Source organism: Mesorhizobium sp. CAU 1741 (assembly GCF_039839275.1).
Lineage (GTDB): Bacteria > Pseudomonadota > Alphaproteobacteria > Rhizobiales > Rhizobiaceae > Aerobium.
Genome location: NZ_JBDOQP010000001.1, coordinates 816983 through 835853, shown reverse-complemented (window position 1 = coordinate 835853; position 18871 = coordinate 816983). Strand labels below are relative to the sequence as shown.

The following is an 18871-nucleotide window of genomic DNA, read 5'->3' as shown; positions in this document are numbered from 1 at the left end:
CCTATGCAGCCGGGCGCGGGATGAGGGTCTTCAGGTCGACGGCCGGATCCGACGCCACATCCCTGGGGATCGACAGCCCTGCCGCAAGCATCCGGCGCGCGACCATATGGTCTGCCGGGCTGTTGAGGCTTTCGACCGCGATCAATCGCCCCTGTCGATAGACAAAGACCGAGAACTTTCCGTCTGCCGGATCGCCGCGCATGACTGTCTCGTCCATGCCCATGGCAAGTCCGGCGATCTGCAGCTTGGCCTTGCCCTGATGCGACCAGAACCACGGCAGCGCGTCATAGGCGGCCGGCGTGCCGGTAAGCCGCGCGGCGACGCACTTGCCTTGGTCAACCGCGTTCTGCACCGATTCCAGTCTGATCATGCCCAGGCCCCAGGGGTTTGGGTGGGCAGCGCAGTCGCCGATTGCCGATATTGCCGGATCGGACGTGACGAGATTGGCATCGACGACGATGCCGTTTTCGATCGCGAGCCCCGCGTCCTGAGCGAGCTCGACATTCGGCAGGATGCCCGCCGCGACGATCACGGCGTCGGTCTCGATGGTTTCGCCGTCGGAGAGCGACACGGTGCCTCCGCTGATCTGCGTGGCGACGGCTCCGAGCCGCAGGCGCGTGCCGATCTCCTCGTGAATCTTGCGGAATTCCTCGCTCATCATCGGTGACAGGACACGGCCCATCAGCCGGTCGGCCGCCTCCAGCACGTCGACGGCGATGTCGCGCTGGCGCAGCAGCGCGGCGACCTCAAGGCCGATGAACCCGCCGCCGATGATGGTAACGTGTTTCAGCGCCTCCAGCCGGGCCGTCAACGCACGCGCATGAGCGAGCGTGCGCAGTTCCAGCACCAGCGAGGGATCGAGCCCTTCTACTGGAGGAAACCGGTTGCGCGCGCCGGTCGCGAGAACGAGGTGGTCATAGGCGATCTTATCGCCAGAGGCGAGTTCGACCTCGCGCGCTTCACGGTCGATGCGCCTGACGAAGCCCCCCAGCCGGACCTCTATGTCATTCTGGCCGTAGAACGCCTCGCCCTTGAGCGGCAGGGACGAATCGGCCGGGCTCTTGAGAAACTCCTTCGACAGCGGCGGCCGCTGATACGGAAGGTCCGGCTCGTCGCCGATGATCGTCACCGCGCCGGCAAAGCCGCTATGCCGCAGCGCCGCGGCACATTCGACACCCGCCTGGCCGCTGCCGACGATCACCACCTTCGAAATCGTGCTTTCGCTCACACCCGCCTCCATCCCGAACTACTAGCGACACGGGGTGTTATCAGCAGCAATATGGCCTGTCGATGGCAGCAGGGTCACCCGCCGAGGATGCCTGGCAGATCGAGCTGATGCTCCTTGGCGCAATCGATCGCGATCTCGTAGCCGGCGTCGGCGTGGCGCATCACCCCGGTCGCCGGGTCGTTCCAGAGCACCCGCTCAAGGCGACGCGCCGCTTCCTGTGTGCCATCGCAGACGATGACCATGCCGGAATGCTGCGAAAAGCCCATGCCGACGCCGCCGCCATGGTGCAGCGACACCCACGTCGCGCCGGACGCGCAGTTCAGCAGCGCGTTGAGCAGCGGCCAGTCGGATACGGCGTCGGAACCGTCCCGCATCGCCTCGGTCTCGCGGTTGGGCGAGGCGACGGAGCCCGAGTCCAGATGATCGCGGCCGATCACCACCGGTGCCTTGAGTTCACCGCTGGCGACCATCTCGTTGAAAGCGAGCCCAAGGCGATGGCGATCGCCGAGCCCGACCCAGCAGATCCGCGCCGGAAGCCCCTGGAACTTGATGCGCTTGCCCGCCATGTCGAGCCAGTTGTGCAGGTGGGCGTTGTCCGGCAGCAGCTCCTTCACCTTGGCATCCGTCTTCGCAATATCTTCCGGGTCGCCCGACAGCGCCGCCCAGCGGAACGGCCCCACGCCCCGGCAGAAGAGCGGACGAATGTATGCCGGCACGAATCCGGGGAAGTCGAATGCGTTCTCGACCCCCTCCTCCTTGGCCATCTGGCGAATGTTGTTGCCGTAGTCGACGGTCGGCACGCCGGCATGGTGGAAGTCGAGCATGGCGCGCACATGCACCGCCATCGACGCACGGGCAGCCTTTTCGACCGCTTTCGGATCGCGCTCGCGCTTGTCTTCCCACTCGGCGACGGTCCACCCCTGCGGCAGGTAGCCATTGACGGGATCGTGGGCCGAAGTCTGGTCGGTGACCATGTCGGGCTTGACGCCGCGCCGTACGAGTTCGGGGAAGACATCGGCCGCATTGCCGAGCAGCCCCACCGAGATGGCCTTCTTCTCCTTGCAGGCCTTGTCGATGATTGCCAAGGCCTCGTCGAGATCGCCCGCCTGCACGTCGAGGTAGCCGGTCTTCAGGCGCATCTCGATGCGGCTGGCCTGGCATTCCACCGCAAGGCAGGAGACGCCCGCGAACGTCGCCGCCAGCGGCTGCGCCCCGCCCATGCCGCCCAGTCCAGCCGTCAGCAGCCAGCGACCGGAAAGGTCGCCGCCGAAATGCTGGCGGCCCATCTCGACGAAGGTCTCGTATGTGCCCTGCACGATGCCCTGTGAGCCGATATAGATCCACGAGCCCGCAGTCATCTGGCCGTACATCATCAGGCCCTTCTTATCGAGGGCGTTGAAATGGTCCCAGTTGGCCCAATGCGGCACCAGATTGGAGTTGGCGATAAGGACCCGTGGCGCGTCGGCATGAGTGCGGAACACGCCGACGGGCTTGCCCGACTGGACCAGCAGCGTCTCGTCGCCCTCCAGACGGCGCAGGGTGGAGACGATCCTGTCGAAGCTGTCCCAGTCACGCGCCGCCCTCCCGATGCCGCCATAGACGACGAGTTCGCCCGGCTTTTCAGCCACCATCGGGTCGAGATTATTCATCAGCATGCGCAGCGGCGCTTCGGTCAGCCAGCTTTTGGCCGTGAGTTCGGTGCCGGTAGCGGCGCGGATCGTGCGGGAATTGTCGATACGGGTCATGATTGCCTCCGATATATCTGCGCGCACTGAGGCGGCTGAAGATGCTCTTAGCGTGCCGAGACGCCCGGCAGTTCGATCGTCCCGGCAGCGGCGATGACAGCGCCGGCGCGAACGAGCGCGTTGGCCGCCTCCATGTCGGGATGAAAATACCTGTCATTGTCGAGATGCGGCACGGTTGCACGCAACAGCATCCGGACGGCCTCCATGGGCGCGCTCGACGCAAGTGGTGCGTGGAAGTCGCAGCCCTGGGCTGCCGCCAGCAACTCGATGCCGACCACGGCCGTGGCGTTCTCGATCATCCCAAGAAGCCGCCGCGCCCCGTGCGCCGCCATCGAAACGTGGTCCTCCTGGTTGGCCGAGGTGGGGATGGAATCCACGCTTGCCGGATAGGCCTTCTGCTTGTTTTCCGACACCAGTGCTGCCGCGGTCACCTGCGGGATCATGAAACCGGAATTAAGCCCCGGCTTCGGCGTGAGAAACGCCGGCATGCCGGACAGGGCCGGGTCGACGAGCATCGCGATGCGCCGCTCGGCAAGCGAGCCGATCTCGCAGACGGCAAGCGCAATCATGTCGGCCGCGAAGGCGACCGGCTCGGCGTGAAAGTTGCCGCCTGAAAGCGCGGTGTCGTCCTCTGCGAAGATCAGCGGGTTGTCGGTCACGCCGTTTGCTTCGGTTCCCAGCGTATCGGCCGCCTGGCGCAGCACGTCGAGCGCCGCGCCCATCACCTGCGGCTGGCAGCGCAGGCAGTACGGGTCCTGCACACGCTCGTCTCCGACGCGATGAGATTCACGAATGGCGCTGCCTTCCATCAGGCGTCGCAATGCTTCCGCCGTCTCGATCTGACCGCGATGGCGGCGCAGCGCATGGATGCGCGGATCGAAAGGCGCGTCCGAACCCTTGGCAGCATCCGTGGACAGCGCGCCGGTGACAAGCGCCGAGCGGAACAGGTTTTCGGCTTCGAAGAGCGCCGCCAAGGCGTAGGCGGTCGAGAATTGCGTTCCGTTGAGCAGCGCCAGCCCTTCCTTGGCGCCGAGCGTGACGGGCGCGAGACCGGCAGCAGCCAGTCCCTCCGCTGCCTGCATTCGCTTGCCATCGAGGAATACTTCGCCAACACCGATCATTGCCGCCGTCATGTGCGACAGCGGCGCGAGATCCCCCGATGCGCCAACGGAGCCCTGTGCCGGCACGACCGGTATCACACCATTGGCAAGCATAGCCTCCAGCAGGTCCACCGTTTCCTGCCTGACCCCGGAAGCGCCCTGCGCGAGGCTCGCCAGCTTGAGCGCCATCATCAGCCGGGCGACCGCGATCGGCATCGGCTCACCCGTGCCTGCGGCGTGGCTGAGAACGATGTTGCGCTGAAGTGTTTCGAGATCCTCGGCCGGAATGCGCACGCTGGCGAGTTTGCCGAAGCCGGTATTGATCCCGTAGACCGGTTCGCCCTTGCTCAGGATGCGCGCCACGGCTTCAGCGCTTGCGGCGATCTGGCTCCTGCACTCCTCGTCGAGCTTTGGGACGGCGCCCAGCCATATCGAACGCCACTGCGCCAGGGTGACGGAACCCGGCACGATCGTGACCTGTGTCATTGCCCCCTCCATATCCGCGCATGAAGCGGGTTGAACCCGATCCGGTAGACGAGTTCGGCGGGCCGCTCGACATCCCAGATCGCGAGATCCGCCCACTTGCCGGCTTCCAGCGTTCCGGTCTCGCCAAGAAGGCCCAGCGCGCGCGCTGCCTCCCGCGTCACCCCGGCGAGGCATTCATCGACCGTCATTCGGAAGAAGGTCGCCCCCATGTTCATGGTGAGCAGCAGCGACGTCAGCGGCGAGGTGCCTGGATTGCAGTCGGTCGCGAGCGCCATCTTCACGCCGTGCCTGCGGAAGAGATCGACCGGCGGACGCTTTTCTTCGCGAATGAAGTAGAACGCACCGGGCAGCAGCACCGCGACTGTGCCGGCATCGGCCATCGCCCTGGCACTTGCTTCACCCGTGTATTCCAGGTGATCGGCCGACAGCGCGCCGTAGCGTGCCGCAAGCCCCGCACCGCCAAGATCGGAGAGCTGGTCTGCGTGCAGCTTGACCGGCAACCCCAGGGCCGTCGCGGCATCAAACACGCGCGCAATCTGCTCCGGCGAGAAGGCGATGCCTTCGCAGAAACCGTCCGCAGCGTCCGCAAGCCCGGCCTCGGCGATGGCAGGCAGCATCTCGTGGACCACAGCTTCGATGTAGCGGTCCTTGTCGCCATCCATCTCTGGCGGCAACGCGTGCGCCCCGAGAAACGTCGTGCTGACCGTCACCGATCGCTCGCTGGAAAGACGCCGCGCCGCCCGCAGCGACTTCACCTCGTTGTCGAGGTCGAGACCGTAGCCTGACTTGACCTCGATAGTGGTGACGCCCTCGGCAATGAGCGCGTCGAGCCGCGGCAAGGATTGCGCAACGAGCTCGTCCTCGCTCGCTGCGCGCAGCGCCCGCACCGACGAGACGATCCCGCCGCCGGCACGCGCGACTTCCTCATAAGAAGAACCGGCAAGCCGCATCTCGAATTCATTGGCGCGGTTGCCCGCATGGACGAGGTGCGTGTGGCAGTCGATGAGGCCCGGCGTGATCAGCCGTCCTTCACAGTCGACCGTCTCGGCCGCTTCAAGCCCCGTGGGCATGTCTGCCTGCGCACCTGCAAACACGATGCGGCCACTTTCGACCACCACAGCTCCATCGTCGACGAGGCCCAGGCCTGAGGCATCCGGCGCGAGAGTCGCCACTCTTGCGTTTCGCCAGACCTTCATGGGCTCCTCCTGCGTCCGGGGTTGGGCACATCGACCTTTCCCTGCGGCCGACATTATGTATATACATAAGAAATGATAGCTCGGGCCGAGTCAAGATCATGAGTGGCAGCGGAGACGGCAATTCTCTGCATGAACGCATCCTCGCCGACATAGGCGCCCGGATCGTCTCGGGCGACTGGCCGCCGGGCCACCGGATACCGTTCGAGCACGAACTGACCGAACAGTATGGCTGCTCTCGGATGACGGTGAACAAGGCGCTGACGCAGCTTGCGCGGGCGGGTCTGATCGATCGCCGCAAGCGCGCCGGCAGCTTCGTCGCGCGGCCACGGTCCCAGGCGGCGGTGCTCGAAATCCACGACATCCGCGCGGAAGTCGAGGCGCTCGGCCAACCCTATCGCTACCAGCGCATCACGCACGGCACCCGAACCGCAACCGCCCCTCACGACACCGCGCTCGGCTTTGCACCGTCTGCTCCACTCCTTGCTCTGACATGCCTGCATTGGGCCGGTGAGGCGCCGTTCTGCCTTGAAGAGCGCCTCATCAGTCTCGACGCCGTGCCGGAAGCGCGCCACGAAACCTTCGAGAGCCTTTCACCGGGGCCGTGGCTCCTGAGCCACGTACCGTGGAGCAGCGCCGAACACGCGATTCGTGCGATGGTTGCCGACCGCGGCGCCGCGAGGTTGCTCGCGGTGGAAGCCGGAACCGCATGCCTGGTGATCGAGCGCCGCACCTGGACCGGGGACATGCCGGTCACGCACGTGTGCCTCACCTATCCAGGCGCCAACCACACCGTCGTCGCGCGTTTCACGCCGCAGGGCTGACGAAGCGGTTGCCTTCTACTCGACCGCCGGTCATCCTGAGCCCTACGAATGCGCCAGGAGTTCCCATGACAGCGTCGCTCATCAACCGGTCAGCAAGCGAGATCGTCGACAGCCTCAAGGCCGAGGAAATCTCGCCCTTCGACCTTCTCGATGCACTGGAAGAACGCATCGCGACCGTTGATCCCGTGGTCAATGCGCTGCCGACGCTGTGTTTCGACCGCGCGCGAGAGCGGGCACGCGCGTTAATGGAAAAGCCGGTCGCGCAGCGCGGCCGGCTGGCGGGACTGCCGGTCCCCATCAAGGACCTGACCGAGGTCGAAGGCGTGCGTACCACCTGGGGCTCGCCGATCTTCGCCGACTTCGTCCCCCAGCGGTCCGACATCATGGTCGAGAACATCGAGGCGGAAGGCGGCATCGTCTATGCGAAGTCGGCGACGCCCGAATTCGGCGCGGGAGCCAATACCTTCAACGAAGTGTTCGGCGCGACGTTGAACCCGTGGAACACCAGCCGCTCTGCAGCCGGTTCGTCGGGCGGTGCGGCGGTGGCGCTTGCCACCGGCATGGCGTGGGTCGCGCAGGGTTCGGATCTCGGCGGCTCGCTGCGCAGCCCCGCAAGTTTCTGCGGCATCGTCGGCATGCGTCCGAGCCCAGGCCGCGTGGCCAGCGATCCCGGCACGCTCGTCGACAGCATCCTGTCTGTCGAGGGACCGATGGCGCGCACGGTGGAAGATGTCGCGCTGTTTCTTGATGCGATGACGGGCGAGAATCCCCACGACCCGACCTCCCTGCCTCGTGATGGCACGCGCTATCTCGAGGCAGCGCGCCGCCCTGCCAATCTGCGCAAGGTCGCCTTCAGCGCCGATCTCGGCATCACGCCGGTCGATCCTGAGGTGGCGGAGATTTGTCGCAAGGCGGCCTATCGCTTCATCGAACTCGGTATCGAGGTGGAGGATGCCCACCCGGATTTCTCCGATGCTCACAACGCATTCCAGGTTTTGCGCGCGCGCGGGTTCGCTGCCAGCCATGCCCAGAAGTTGAAGGACTACCCCGACCTGCTCAAGCCGGAGGTGATCTGGAACATCGAGAAGGGTCTGAAGCTGCCGCTTACCGAGATCATCGAGGCAGAGACGCAGCGCGCCGAAATCATCAAGCGCACGCTCGCCTTCTTCGGTGATTACGACCTTCTTCTGACGCCCACCACCATCGTGCCGCCCTACCCGATCGAACAGCGCTACGTTGCGGAATGCGCCGGCCACACCTTCGACAGCTATATCGACTGGCTGGCGCTCGCCTATGCGATCACGCTGTCGACCGCGCCTGCATTGTCACTGCCATGCGGGTTCACGTCGGAAGGGCTGCCGGTCGGGCTGCAGGTCGTCGCGCGTCCGCGCGGTGAGGCAAAACTCCTGGCCGGCGCCCGCCAGCTCGAAACGCTGCTCGATCTCAGAACGGTAAACCCGATCGACCCGCGTTCGGGCGGTTGACCTACTTCCGCTCTTCCAGCCAACGCCAGAGATAGGCGGCAAGCGGGCTCTCGACATGCAGTCGCGCGGTTCTGGGGTTGGAGCGGTAGAGCAACGCGGTCACACCGGCGAACAGGATCGCGGCCGATGGGCTGCCAGCCTCCAGATCGGCGGAGGTCGCTTCGGCTACAACTTCGGGCAATGCCGGGCCGGACAGGTCGATCACGGCATAGCCATCATCGCAGGGCGTGGCCACATAGCCGTCCCGCCATCCAGGCGCGATCTCCAACGATGCCGTTGAGACCAGCAATGCCCGGTCGCGCGCGAAGCGCACCCAAGTTTGCGTCCCCTCCGCCAATCCCCACAGGCCGACTTCACGCGCGGATGGTGCGATCGCCGCAGCGGCCTTGTCCAGGTCGCCCGAAATCAGCACCTGCTGGAGGCCTGTGACGAAGCCCGCCGAAAAATCGTTTCGCTCTATGCGAGCGCTCAATCCCGGTGCCGGCGTCCAGAACTTGCCGCGATCGCGCATGGTCTCAAGCATTGAGGCGGCTCCCTTCGGCATCGAATGCGCACGGCGCAGAAACGGTCGCGCGGCGCGGCGTTCCCAGATGGACGAACTCGATCTCCTCGCCCATGCGCGCAAGGCCGTTCTGGATGAGCCCCAGCGCAATCGGGCGACCGAGCGTCGGGCTGTCATAGCTCGACGTGACGAAGCCGATCGACCGGCGCGAACCGCCGGACTGCGCAACCGCGTGCGAGCCGGTCGTCAGCGCCGCGCCGCCGTCGGAGACCGTCAGCCCGACGAGTTGCTGGCGGTCGTCGCGCATCGCGTTCTCCGTGAAAAGCGATCGTTTCCCGACATACTCCCCCGCCCGCTTGTCGCGCGGCCCCGTCAACCCGAGATCCTGCGGCATCGACGTACCGTCCGTGTCCTTGCCGGCAATGATGTACCCCTTCTCGGCGCGCAGCAGCAGCAGCGCCTCGGACCCCATCAGCACCGCGTCGAGCGTCCTGCCCGCCTCGTTCATCGCCTGCCACAGAGAAGCGGCCTTCGAGCCCGGCACGGAAATCTCGTAGGAGCGGTCGCCGGTGAAGCTGACGCGTGCGACCCGTGCCGGCGCGCCCTCGAAGCTGCCATCAGCCGTGGCCATGTGCGGCAGCGCGGCATCGTCGAGATCGACGCCCAGCGACAGTGCGTCGACCAGCGCCTTGGCGCGCGGCCCGCAGGCCGTCAGCGTCGACCAGTGCGGCGTCAGGTTGTGGACGAAGACCTGGCGCGGGTCGAAACGATCCTGTCGCCATTCCTCCAGGCGCGCGACGACGCCCGCGACATGGCCGGAAGAGCATGAGACCACATAGTGATCGTCGGCGAGTTTCGAGACGACGCCGTCGTCATAGATTACGCCTGTCTCCGTCAGCATGAAGCCGTAGCGGATGCGGCCCGGCTTCAGCGTCGAAAGCGTGTTGTAGGAATTGTAGTCCACCAGCGCGCCGGCCTGCGGGCCGAAGACCTCGATCTTGCCGAGCGGCGAGCCGTCGAAGATCGCCACCGTCTCACGCGCCTGGCGGGCCTCGCGTGTCACCTCATCGGTGGCCGTGCCTTGTCCGTACCAGGCAGCGCGCAGCCAGCCGCCATATTCGCGGAACACCGCTCCGGCAGCCCGGTGCTCGGCCTCCAGCGCCAGCCGCCTGGTCGGGTTGAAAAGTTCGCCGCGGCGTCTTCCCGCGACCACGGTGAACGGTACCGGCGTGAATGGCGGCCGATAGGTCGTGGTGCCGGTCTTTTGGATAGTGCGCCCGGTGATGGCGGCCATCGCCGCCAGCCCGTTCATGTTGGATGTCTTGCCCTGGTCGGTCGCCATACCGAGCGTCGTGTAGCGCTTGAGATGCTCGACGGACCGGAAATTCTCGCGCGCGGCAAGTTCGACATCCTTGAGCGTCACATCGTTCTGGAAGTCGACCCATTGGCGCGATTTCGAACCTGGCTTCGGCCAGGCAGGTGTGACCGAATAGTCGCCGAGATCGCCGGCGGCGGCACCAATGACCGACACGCCCTCGACCGGGTCACCCGGCACGAAAGCGGCGATGTCCTCGCTGTAACGCAATTTTCCCTTGGCCTGGCAGAACAGATGGATGGTGGGCGTATGCCCGCCGGAAAGCAGGACGCAGTCCGCTTCGACGCGTTTACCGGAGACGGTCACTGCTTCGACGCCGTTCGCGCCGTGGATGGCGTCGATGGTCGCACCGTCGCGCAAATCCGCGACCGTGACCTGCGCGCCGGCTTGCCGGAGCGCATCGGCGACGGCCAGCGCCCTGTCATTGTTGGTTGCCAGAACCACGCGCTGCCCGACCATGACGCCGTGGCGCCGCAGATAGACGAGCGCGGCTTCTGCCGCCATCACGCCGGGTCGGTCGTTGTCGGGCAGCACCAGCGGCCGTTCGATGGCGCCGGTCGCAAGCACGATGCGGCGCGGCCGTATGCGCCACTGCCGGTCGGACGCGCCGATCCGCCTCTCCCAGCAGCACACGAGATTGTGGTCATAGATGCCGAAGGCAGTGGTGCGGAGGAGCAGCCTGCCACCAGCCTGTTCGAACTCCGCCACCAGCTTTGCGGCCCACGCCGCGCCCTCCGGCTCCCGATGCAGCATCGAGCCTCCGGGCGCGAACTGGTCGTCGACGAGAATCACCCGGTCGCCGACAATGGCCGCGTCTCTTGCCGCCTCGAGGCCAGCCGGCCCTGCGCCGACCACCAGCACGTCGCAGACGGCATTGACAATGGCCGCCTCCGCCGGAGGCTCGTTTCCCGGGTCGAGGCGGCCCAGACCAGCCATTCCGCGGATGCGCGGCTCGAAGACATGCCAGTCCGGCCACAGAAACGTCTTGTAGTAGAAGCCGGCGGGCAGGAACGGCGACAAGCGATCGAGAAGACCGAGACGATCTCCCTCGGCGGTTGGCCGCGCATTGACCGAGCGGATGTCCATCCCATCCTGCAGCAGTTCCGTCGTCGCACGCAGGTTAGGCGTGGTGACGCCCGCCAACGTGACGTCGACGATCGCATTGGGCTCCTCGCTCCAGGATCCGAAAATGCCCCGTGGGCGATGATATTTGAATGATCGCCCGACGATCCTGACGCCACTGCCGAGCAGCGCGGAGGCGATGGTGTCGCCTGCCTGACCTTGGTGCGGCTTGCCGTCGAAAGTGAAGCGCAGTGCAGCCTGCGCGTTATTGCCGATCCGGCGCCCGCTCATGCCTTGTCTCCGCGAAGATCGACCGTTGCCGCGACCGCGTGGCTCACAGTGTCGCGCTCCATGAGGAAGAATTCGCCGCAGGTCACGTGTTGCCATATCTCGCGGGTCGGACCACGGGGGTTGTCGGCGAAATGCAGGTAGCGGCCCCAGGTATCGGCGGAAACCTCGGCCGCTGGCTCCGGCCGCGTCTTGCCGGCCTCAGCCCCGAACACAAACTCCGTCTCATCGCGTGACCCACAAAAAGGACAGGAAAAGAGCTGCATGGCCAGGTTTCCTAATGTGCGATGCCGGAGCCAGCCGCTTCGTCAACGAGGCGGCCTGTCGCAAATCGCTCGAGGTCGAACGGTCGACTGATGTCGTGATGCTCGCCCGTGGCAATCAGATGCGCCATCAGCCAGCCTCCCGCCGGGATCGACTTGAATCCGCCCGTACCCCAGCCGCAATTGAGATAAAGCCCTGGCACCGGAGACGGGCCGATGATCGGCGAGGAGTCCGGCACCACGTCGACGACACCGGCCCATTGGCGCAGCATCCGGAGCTGGCCGAACGCGGGAAACATTTCCAGCATGCCGGATATGACATGTTGCTGCATCGGCGGGTTGCCGCGCTGGGCATAGGACGGCACCCGGTCGAGTCCGCCGCCCACCACGATTTCGCCTTTGTCGGACTGGAAAAGGTACGTGCCGGTCCCGAGATAAAGCACCACGGTGTCAAGGCAGGGCTTCACTGGCTCCGACACCATCGCCTGCAGCGAGTAGGAACGGATGGGGAGGGCAAATCCGGCCTTTGCCGCCAGCACACCGGAATGGCCGGCGACTGCCAGCCCCACCGCATCGCTGCGGATCGGGCCAAGGGACGTTTCGACGCCGACGCATCGGCCGTCCTCCACGATGAAGCCCGTCACTTCGCAGTTCTGGATGATGTCGATACCTTTTGCGTCCGCCGCCCGCGCATAGCCCCAGGCAACCGCGTCGTGGCGGGCGACACCGGCCCTGCCCTGCCAGGTGCCGCCGAAAATCGGGTAGCGGGCCTCGTCGCTTGCATTCAGCAGCGGCGCCTTTTCCAGCACGCCATCCCGGTCGAGCAATTCGGCATCGGTGCCATTGATCTGCATGGCGTTGACGAGGCGCGCCGCCATCTCCATCTCGGCATCGGAATGCGAAACCGTGACGACCCCGCGCTGCGACAGCATGATGTTGTAATTGAGCTCGCGCGACAGCCCTTCATAAAGCTTCAGCGCGAAATCGTAGAGGGCGACACTTTCGGGATAGAAATAGTTCGAGCGGATGGTGGTGGTGTTGCGGCCGGTGTTGCCGCCGCCGATCCAGCTCTTCTCCAGAACCGCGACATTCGTCATGCCGTGGTTCTTCGCCAGATAGTAAGCGGTCGCCAGGCCTTGTCCGCCGCCTCCGATGATGATGGCATCGTAGCGCCGCTTCGGCTGCGGCGAACGCCACGCGGGTTGCCACCCGGTATGACCGCGCAGTCCTTCGCGAAACAGACTGAAAGCCGAATAACGCCTCGTCACGCTCGCCCTCTCCCGGCACTGGAATCGACATCGCGAGCTATAAGGGCAGCAGGGCTTCTGGCACAATCACGGATGCGACCAAATCTGTTGCGCCGGCGCTCGTTTTGAGGCTTTGTGGCGGCGCTTTTTCAGAGGGGCCCCATGTTCGAGACACTTCAACCTGCAGCACCCGACGGCATCCTGATGCTGATGTCGCTTTATCGTGACGATCCGCGCCCGGGCAAACTCGATCTCGGCGTCGGCGTCTACAAGGATGTCGATGGCAAGACGCCAGTCATGCGCGCCGTGCGCGAGGCCGAACGCCGCCTGCATGAGACTCAGGCGACGAAGAGCTATCTCGGCCTTGCCGGCGATACGGTCTTCAACGAACTGATGATCGGCGTTGTCTTCGGCGAGAAGGCGGATCGCACACGCCTCCGGTCCGCCCAGACACCCGGAGGCACCGGCGCGCTTCGGCTCCTGGCCGACCTGATACGCCTGTCGCGCCCCGATGCGACCGTCTGGCTCCCGGATCCGACCTGGCCGAACCACTTGCCGATCCTGCGCGCGGCGGGACTTGCCACGCAGAGCTACCCCTATTTCGATGCGGCAACCGGCGCGATCGACTTCGACGCGATGATGGCCAAGCTGAACACATTGCCAGCGGGTGACGTGGTGCTGCTGCACGGCTGCTGCCACAATCCGACCGGCGCGGATCTATCGCAGGAACAGTGGAAGGCGCTTGCCGGTTTGCTCGCCGAGCGCGGTCTCGTGCCTTTCGTCGACATCGCCTATCAGGGTTTTGGCGATGGGCTGGAGCAGGACGCCGGCGGTCTGCGGCTCCTCGCCAAGACAGTGCCGGAACTCATGGCGGCTGCGAGCTGCTCCAAGAACTTCTCGGTCTATCGCGACCGCGCTGGCGCGGCCATCATCCTCGGACGCAACGCGGCGGAAGCCGACGTCGCCCATGGCCAGATGCTCGGCCTTGGACGCGGCATCTGGTCGATGCCGCCGGACCACGCGGCAGCGTGCGTTCGCATCGTGCTTCACGACGACGATCTGCGTGCGGATTGGAAGCAAGAGCTGGAGACGGTCCGCATGCGCATGCAGGGCCTGCGCCAAGGATTTGCCGACGCGCTGCGCCTCCAGTCGAATTCCGATCGTTTCGACTTCATCGCCCGGCAGCGCGGCATGTTCTCCCGCCTTGGCCTGACAGCCGAGCAGGTGGCGCGGCTGCGCGCGGATCACGGCGTCTATATCGTCGGCGACAGCCGCTTCAACGTCGCCGGGTTGCCGGGGAATCGCCTCGATGAGCTCGCGACGAAAGTGGTAACGGTTCTCTGAGACGAAGCCGGCAGCGACGCGATATCGCTGCCGGCCCCTTCATTCTGGCGAAGGCTAGAGCGCCATCTGGTAGCTGACCGGCACGAACCGGTAGCCCTGGTCCATCTTTTCCACGAAGCCGACGGCCGGGAACGGCATGTGATAGCCGATAAACGGCACCCGATCGGTTGCGATCATGTCGAAGACGCGACGGCGGCTTTGTGCTGCCGCTTCCTTGTCCATGTCGTAGCGAACCTCCCAGTCGGGCCGCTGCAGCGACAGGACGTAGTGATTGGCCGTATCGGCCGTCAGCACGAGCCGGCTGCTCCCAGATTCGAGATTGAAGATCATGTGCCCGGGCGTATGCCCCGGAGCCAGCATCGCCGTGATACCCGGTACGACCTCGTCGCCATCCGCAACGAAGGTGGCATTTTCTGCCAGCGGAACGACGCCGGACCGTACTGCATTGGCGCTGCCTTCCGTCGGGCCAGACAGCCGCTCGTCGGCGGTCCAGAAATCATACTCGACCTGTCCCATCACGTAGCGTGCATTCGGAAACGCAGGCGCGCCGTCTTCCATGAGACCGCCGATATGGTCACCATGAAAATGCGTCAGCACGACGATCGAAACGTCGCTGGCATTGTATCCTGACGCCTCCAGCCGCGCGCGCAACTGCCCCATGCCGTTACTGCGGGCGCCGGCGCCAAGGCCTGTGTCGAAAAGCACGACTTCTGATCCCGTATTGACCAACACTGGCGTAAATCCGTTGAGCGAGCGGTCTGTTGGCAGGAAGTTTTCCTCAAGCAACGCGGCCACATCTTCCGGCGCCTGGTCCTGGCCGAAGATCGTGTGCGGCTCATCCATCGCCCGCGTGCCATCCTGAATGGAAGTGACTTCAAAATCGCCAAGGGTAAAACGGTGAAAGCCGGCATTGCCGATATCCGACATGGGCGCCTGCGCCTGGGCCGCGCGCGTCAGGATCTGCGGCGCCGCCAATCCCGCGGCACCCACCAACCCCAGTTTCATCGCGGACCGGCGATCAGTCGAAATCATCATCTTCGTCTCCCTTGGTTGCAATCGATGCAAGCCGAAATGGACTTGTGACAAACCCAAGGCAAGGGACTCACACCAACGTGACCGCCAAGTGAGAATCGACCGACGTCCAAAATATAATAAGGCTGACTTACGGATTGAAGAATCTGCACAATCCATGCTACCTCGCCGCCATGCTGACGATCCTTTTGCCGCGAACGCAATTTGCGGTGCATTCCGGACCATCCCATTGAACCGTACCGTGCCGCTCATCCTGGCGGTCGCCCTGTTCATGGAACAGATGGACTCGACCGTTATCGCCACCTCGCTGCCGGCGATCGCTGCGGATATCGGCACCAGCCCGATCACGCTCAAGCTCGCACTCACGACCTATTTCGTCGCCCTAGCCATCTTCATACCAGTGTCGGGCTGGATGGCGGACCGCTTCGGCGCCAAACGCGTGTTCCGCATCGCGATCGGAGTGTTCGTATGCGGGTCGCTGGCCTGCGCGGCTGCGGGAACGCTCTACGAGTTCGTCGGAGCGCGCTTCCTGCAAGGCATGGGCGGCGCGATGATGACGCCTGTCGGCCGACTGGTCCTCGTGCGTTCGACCCCGCGTGCACAACTGGTCTCGGCCATGGCGTGGCTGAGCGTTCCTGCGCTGATCGGGCCGCTCGTCGGCCCTCCGGTCGGAGGGTTCATAACCACATTCTTTACCTGGCACTGGATCTTTCTCATCAACGTGCCGATCGGCGTCCTGGGCGTTCTGGTTGCCGGACGGGTATTGCCTGACATGCCGCCGGTGCCGGTCGGGCGGATCGATTGGCCCGGATTCGCTCTTGCCGCCGTCGCCTGCTCTGGCATCGTCTTCGGGCTCTCCGTCGTCAGCATGCCGGCGCTGCCGCCGCTGGTCGGGATTGCAACTCTCGTCATCGGAACGATAGCCGCCGTCCTCTACGTTCGCCATGCTCGGCGGGTAATGAAGCCGATCCTCGATCTGCGATTGTTCGACAATCCGGTGCCGCGCATCGCCATACTCTCCGGCTCGATCTTCCGCATCGGGATCGGCGCGACGCCCTTCCTGCTACCCTTGATGTTTCAGATCGGCTTCGGGCTCAATCCGTTCGAGTCAGGCATGCTGACCTTTGCCAGCGCCATCGGCGCGATATCGCTGAAGTTCTTCGCCACGACGGCATTGCGGGCGGCGGGCTTCCGCAACGTTTTGATTTTCGCCGTGCTCACCGGTGCGCTGCTGATCGGCGCCAACGGCTTCTTCACGCCGCAGACACCCTACTGGCTGATCATCGCGGTGCTCATCGCGTCCGGCTTCACCCGGTCCCTGTTCTTCACCTCCAACAATGCGCTTACATTCGCGGAAATCGATGATCGGCAGGCGAGCCAGGCGACCGCGCTTTCGGCGGTTTCGCAGCAGATCTCGATCGCTCTCGGCGTCTCGGTGGCAGGTATGCTGCTCGAAGCGCACCACATCGTCACCGGAGAGCCTACAGGGCTTGCTGCATTCTCCACCGCCTTTATCATGATTGCCGTGTTGGCGGCCTGCGCGGTGATCCCGCTGCTCGGCCTGTCTCCCGACGCGGGCGTCGGTGTCTCGGGGCATCGCCGGCTCAAGCCCGAAGACGAAAACCCGCCATCAATCGTCTGAGGCGGCGTCGGGCGCCACGGTCCTGCCCTTGAAGTGTTTTGCCAGAATGTAGAGTTCGACCGATTCGTCGCGGGATGCCGGCGGCTTGACGTGGTGCACGGTGCGGAAGTTGCGCTTCAGCAGGTCCAGCAGTCCGCTCTCGGTTCCACCCTGGAACGTCTTGGCGAGGAAGTGGCCCCCCTCCTTGAGTACCTGGACGGCGAAATCGGCGGCGACCTCGCAAAGATGCATGGTGCGAATATGGTCGGTGCGGCGATGTCCAGTCGTTGGTGCCGCCATGTCGGACAGCACGAGATCCGGTTCGCCACCAAGTGCCTCCATCAGGCGGGAAGGCGCGTCGTCTTCGAGAAAGTCCAGCAGCAGGATCGTGGCGCCCGGCACCGGATCCATCTCCAGATAGTCGATGCCGACCACGGACGGCGCGGATTCGGGCGACCTGACGCGCGTGGCCGCCACCTGTAGCCATCCGCCGGGTGCCGCGCCAAGATCGATGATCCGTTGGCCAGGTTTGAGCAATTTGTGCTTGTCGTCGATCTCGATCAGCTTGAACGCAGCACGTGACCGGTAGCCCTCGGCCTTGGACCGATGCACGTATGGATCGTTGAGATGCCGTTCGAGCCAGCGGCGCGACGAATTCTTCAGCCCGCTCTTCTTCTTGATCCGCGTCTTCAGCGCGCGCGCGCCGCTCGGCTTCGCTGGGCCCCCACCCTTCACCGGCTTCTTCATCGCAACACCGCTCCCCGCCTGCGATTGCGCCGCCAGGCCCCGTCGTCGGCCATCAGTTCCGACAGCATTCCCTCGCGCAGGCCCCTGTCGGCGACACGCAGCCTTTCCGATGGCCAATAGCGCCGGATTGCCTCGAGAATCGCGCAGCCGGCCAGCACGAGGTCGGCCCGGTCGGCGCCAATGCACGGATTGGCCATGCGCTCCTCGAACCCCCAGCCCAGCAGCTTTGCGATCATCGCATCGACATTCGCGTTGTCCATCCATAATCCGTCGACACGCCGGCGATCATAGCGTTCGAGGCCCAGATGCACGCCGGCGAGCGTAGTCACCGTGCCCGAGGTGCCGAGCAGGTAGAAACGCGCATCCTTGCCCAGATGCGAAAGCCGCGTGCGACCCTCGAACCGCGCCAGCATCGCCGCGACATCCTCGACCATTGCCTCGAACACCGCCGGAGATACATCGCGCCCGCCGAAGCGCTCGGCGAGCGACACCACGCCCACCGGCAGCGATGTCCACGAGACGATGTGATTGGCAAGCCGTGGGGTGCGCTGGCGCGACACGTCGATCAGGGCGATTTCCGAAGAGCCTCCACCGATGTCGAAAAGCACGACACCGTCGGTGTCGCGCTCGACCAGAGAGCCGCATCCCGAAACCGCCAGCCGCGCCTCGGTCTTGCGGTCGATGATCTCCAGGTCGAGACCGGCCTCGGCCTGGACCCGCTTGAGGAACTCGTAGCCGTTGTCCGCCGACCGGCAGGCCTCGGTGGCGATCAGGCGCGCCTTGCGCACCTGGCGCGAGCGCAGCTTGTCGGCGCATACCTTCAGAGCGTCCACGGCACGGTCCATCGCGGCGTCGCCGAGACGGCCCGATGCGGATAGCCCCTCGCCCAGGCGAACGATTCGCGAGAACGCGTCGATCACCCGGAACTGTCCCGGCTTGCCCGGGATGGCGACCAGCAGCCGGCAATTGTTCGTGCCGAGATCCAGCGCGGCATAGACCGGGGCATCCCCCGCACGACCCGAACGTGCTGAGGACGGCGCATTTGGGGAATGCTCCCCCGGCCCTTCACGCGCACCAGTACGATCAACGCCGGCCGCTTCCAGTGTTTCGGTAGCCGCACCCTGCGTTTCGAGCACCATCCGGGCATCGACGCGTGCATCCGAAGATGAAGCCATCTGCCCGTTTGCAGCGTCAAGCTGCGTTGCTTTCTGGATGTCCCCGAGAGTGTCGCGCGCGAACACCTTGCGGCCGCGCCGGCGCTTGCGGCGCTTCTTCGTCTGCGCCTTGCCGTTTTGGGCGTCACGGGCCGTCCGCGTCATATGCGGCTGGG

At 65.1% G+C, this 18871-nt stretch carries 15 protein-coding genes; 4 read left to right on the top strand and 11 right to left on the bottom strand.

Annotated features, from left to right (window positions below):
• Position 1: 1 nt before the first annotated feature.
• From AAFN84_RS03985 to hutI, 4 genes are all read right to left on the bottom strand, one after another.
• On the bottom strand, positions 2-1228 hold the full coding sequence (locus AAFN84_RS03985; protein ID WP_347513206.1) for an FAD-dependent oxidoreductase: 1227 nt from the start codon (positions 1226-1228) through the stop codon (positions 2-4).
• Between the two features lie 74 nt (positions 1229-1302).
• On the bottom strand, positions 1303-2976 hold the full coding sequence (hutU, locus tag AAFN84_RS03980; protein WP_347513787.1) for a urocanate hydratase: 1674 nt from the start codon (positions 2974-2976) through the stop codon (positions 1303-1305).
• A 44-nt stretch (positions 2977-3020) separates the two neighbouring features.
• A complete protein-coding gene (gene hutH, locus AAFN84_RS03975; RefSeq protein ID WP_347513205.1) occupies positions 3021-4559 on the bottom strand; it encodes a histidine ammonia-lyase in 1539 nt (512 codons plus the stop codon).
• Entirely contained in the window at positions 4556-5755 is a 1200-nt protein-coding gene (gene hutI / locus AAFN84_RS03970; RefSeq protein ID WP_347513204.1) for an imidazolonepropionase, read from the bottom strand. The genes hutH and hutI overlap by 4 nt, the downstream gene beginning before the upstream one ends.
• A gap of 98 nt (positions 5756-5853) precedes the next feature.
• Here hutI and hutC point away from each other — a divergent pair, with 98 nt between their 5' ends.
• Entirely contained in the window at positions 5854-6576 is a 723-nt protein-coding gene (hutC, locus tag AAFN84_RS03965) for a histidine utilization repressor (protein ID WP_347513203.1), read from the top strand.
• 65 nt (positions 6577-6641) lie between these two features.
• Complete coding sequence (locus AAFN84_RS03960; RefSeq protein ID WP_347513202.1) at positions 6642-8060, top strand: amidase family protein; 1419 nt, start codon at positions 6642-6644, stop codon at positions 8058-8060.
• A 1-nt stretch (position 8061) separates the two neighbouring features.
• Here the strand turns inward: AAFN84_RS03960 and AAFN84_RS03955 are convergent, their stop codons facing one another.
• Genes AAFN84_RS03955 through AAFN84_RS03940 form a run of 4 tightly spaced genes read right to left on the bottom strand, consistent with a single transcriptional unit; the run spans position 8062 to position 12818 of the window.
• Complete coding sequence (locus tag AAFN84_RS03955; RefSeq protein ID WP_347513201.1) at positions 8062-8583, bottom strand: hypothetical protein; 522 nt, start codon at positions 8581-8583, stop codon at positions 8062-8064.
• Positions 8576-11290, bottom strand: coding sequence for a 2Fe-2S iron-sulfur cluster-binding protein (locus AAFN84_RS03950; protein WP_347513200.1), 2715 nt, complete (start codon positions 11288-11290; stop codon positions 8576-8578). The genes AAFN84_RS03955 and AAFN84_RS03950 overlap by 8 nt, the downstream gene beginning before the upstream one ends.
• The gene (locus AAFN84_RS03945) at positions 11287-11553 is read right to left on the bottom strand and encodes a sarcosine oxidase subunit delta (RefSeq protein ID WP_347513199.1); all 267 of its coding nucleotides are present in this window, start codon (positions 11551-11553) and stop codon (positions 11287-11289) included. Before AAFN84_RS03945 ends, AAFN84_RS03950 begins: the two co-directional genes overlap by 4 nt.
• Before the next feature lie 11 nt (positions 11554-11564).
• Positions 11565-12818: a sarcosine oxidase subunit beta family protein gene (locus AAFN84_RS03940; RefSeq protein ID WP_347513198.1), complete on the bottom strand. Its 1254-nt coding sequence runs from the start codon at positions 12816-12818 to the stop codon at positions 11565-11567.
• 141 nt (positions 12819-12959) lie between these two features.
• Here AAFN84_RS03940 and AAFN84_RS03935 point away from each other — a divergent pair, with 141 nt between their 5' ends.
• The gene (locus AAFN84_RS03935; RefSeq protein WP_347513197.1) at positions 12960-14141 is read left to right on the top strand and encodes an amino acid aminotransferase; all 1182 of its coding nucleotides are present in this window, start codon (positions 12960-12962) and stop codon (positions 14139-14141) included.
• Positions 14142-14195: 54 nt separating this feature from the next.
• On the opposite strand, the gene AAFN84_RS03930 is transcribed toward AAFN84_RS03935, so the two are convergent.
• Complete coding sequence (locus AAFN84_RS03930) at positions 14196-15173, bottom strand: MBL fold metallo-hydrolase (RefSeq protein WP_347513786.1); 978 nt, start codon at positions 15171-15173, stop codon at positions 14196-14198.
• 229 nt (positions 15174-15402) lie between these two features.
• Here AAFN84_RS03930 and AAFN84_RS03925 point away from each other — a divergent pair, with 229 nt between their 5' ends.
• A complete protein-coding gene (locus AAFN84_RS03925) occupies positions 15403-16815 on the top strand; it encodes an MFS transporter (protein WP_347513196.1) in 1413 nt (470 codons plus the stop codon).
• On the opposite strand, the gene AAFN84_RS03920 is transcribed toward AAFN84_RS03925, so the two are convergent.
• Together AAFN84_RS03920 and AAFN84_RS03915 are read right to left on the bottom strand one after the other, a co-directional pair.
• A complete protein-coding gene (locus AAFN84_RS03920) occupies positions 16804-17541 on the bottom strand; it encodes an RlmE family RNA methyltransferase (protein ID WP_347513195.1) in 738 nt (245 codons plus the stop codon). The genes AAFN84_RS03925 and AAFN84_RS03920 overlap by 12 nt on opposite strands.
• Positions 17538-18860 (bottom strand): Ppx/GppA phosphatase family protein, encoded by a 1323-nt coding sequence (locus AAFN84_RS03915; protein WP_347513785.1) that lies wholly within the window; start codon positions 18858-18860, stop codon positions 17538-17540. The genes AAFN84_RS03920 and AAFN84_RS03915 overlap by 4 nt, the downstream gene beginning before the upstream one ends.
• Between the last annotated feature and the right edge of the window lie 11 nt (positions 18861-18871).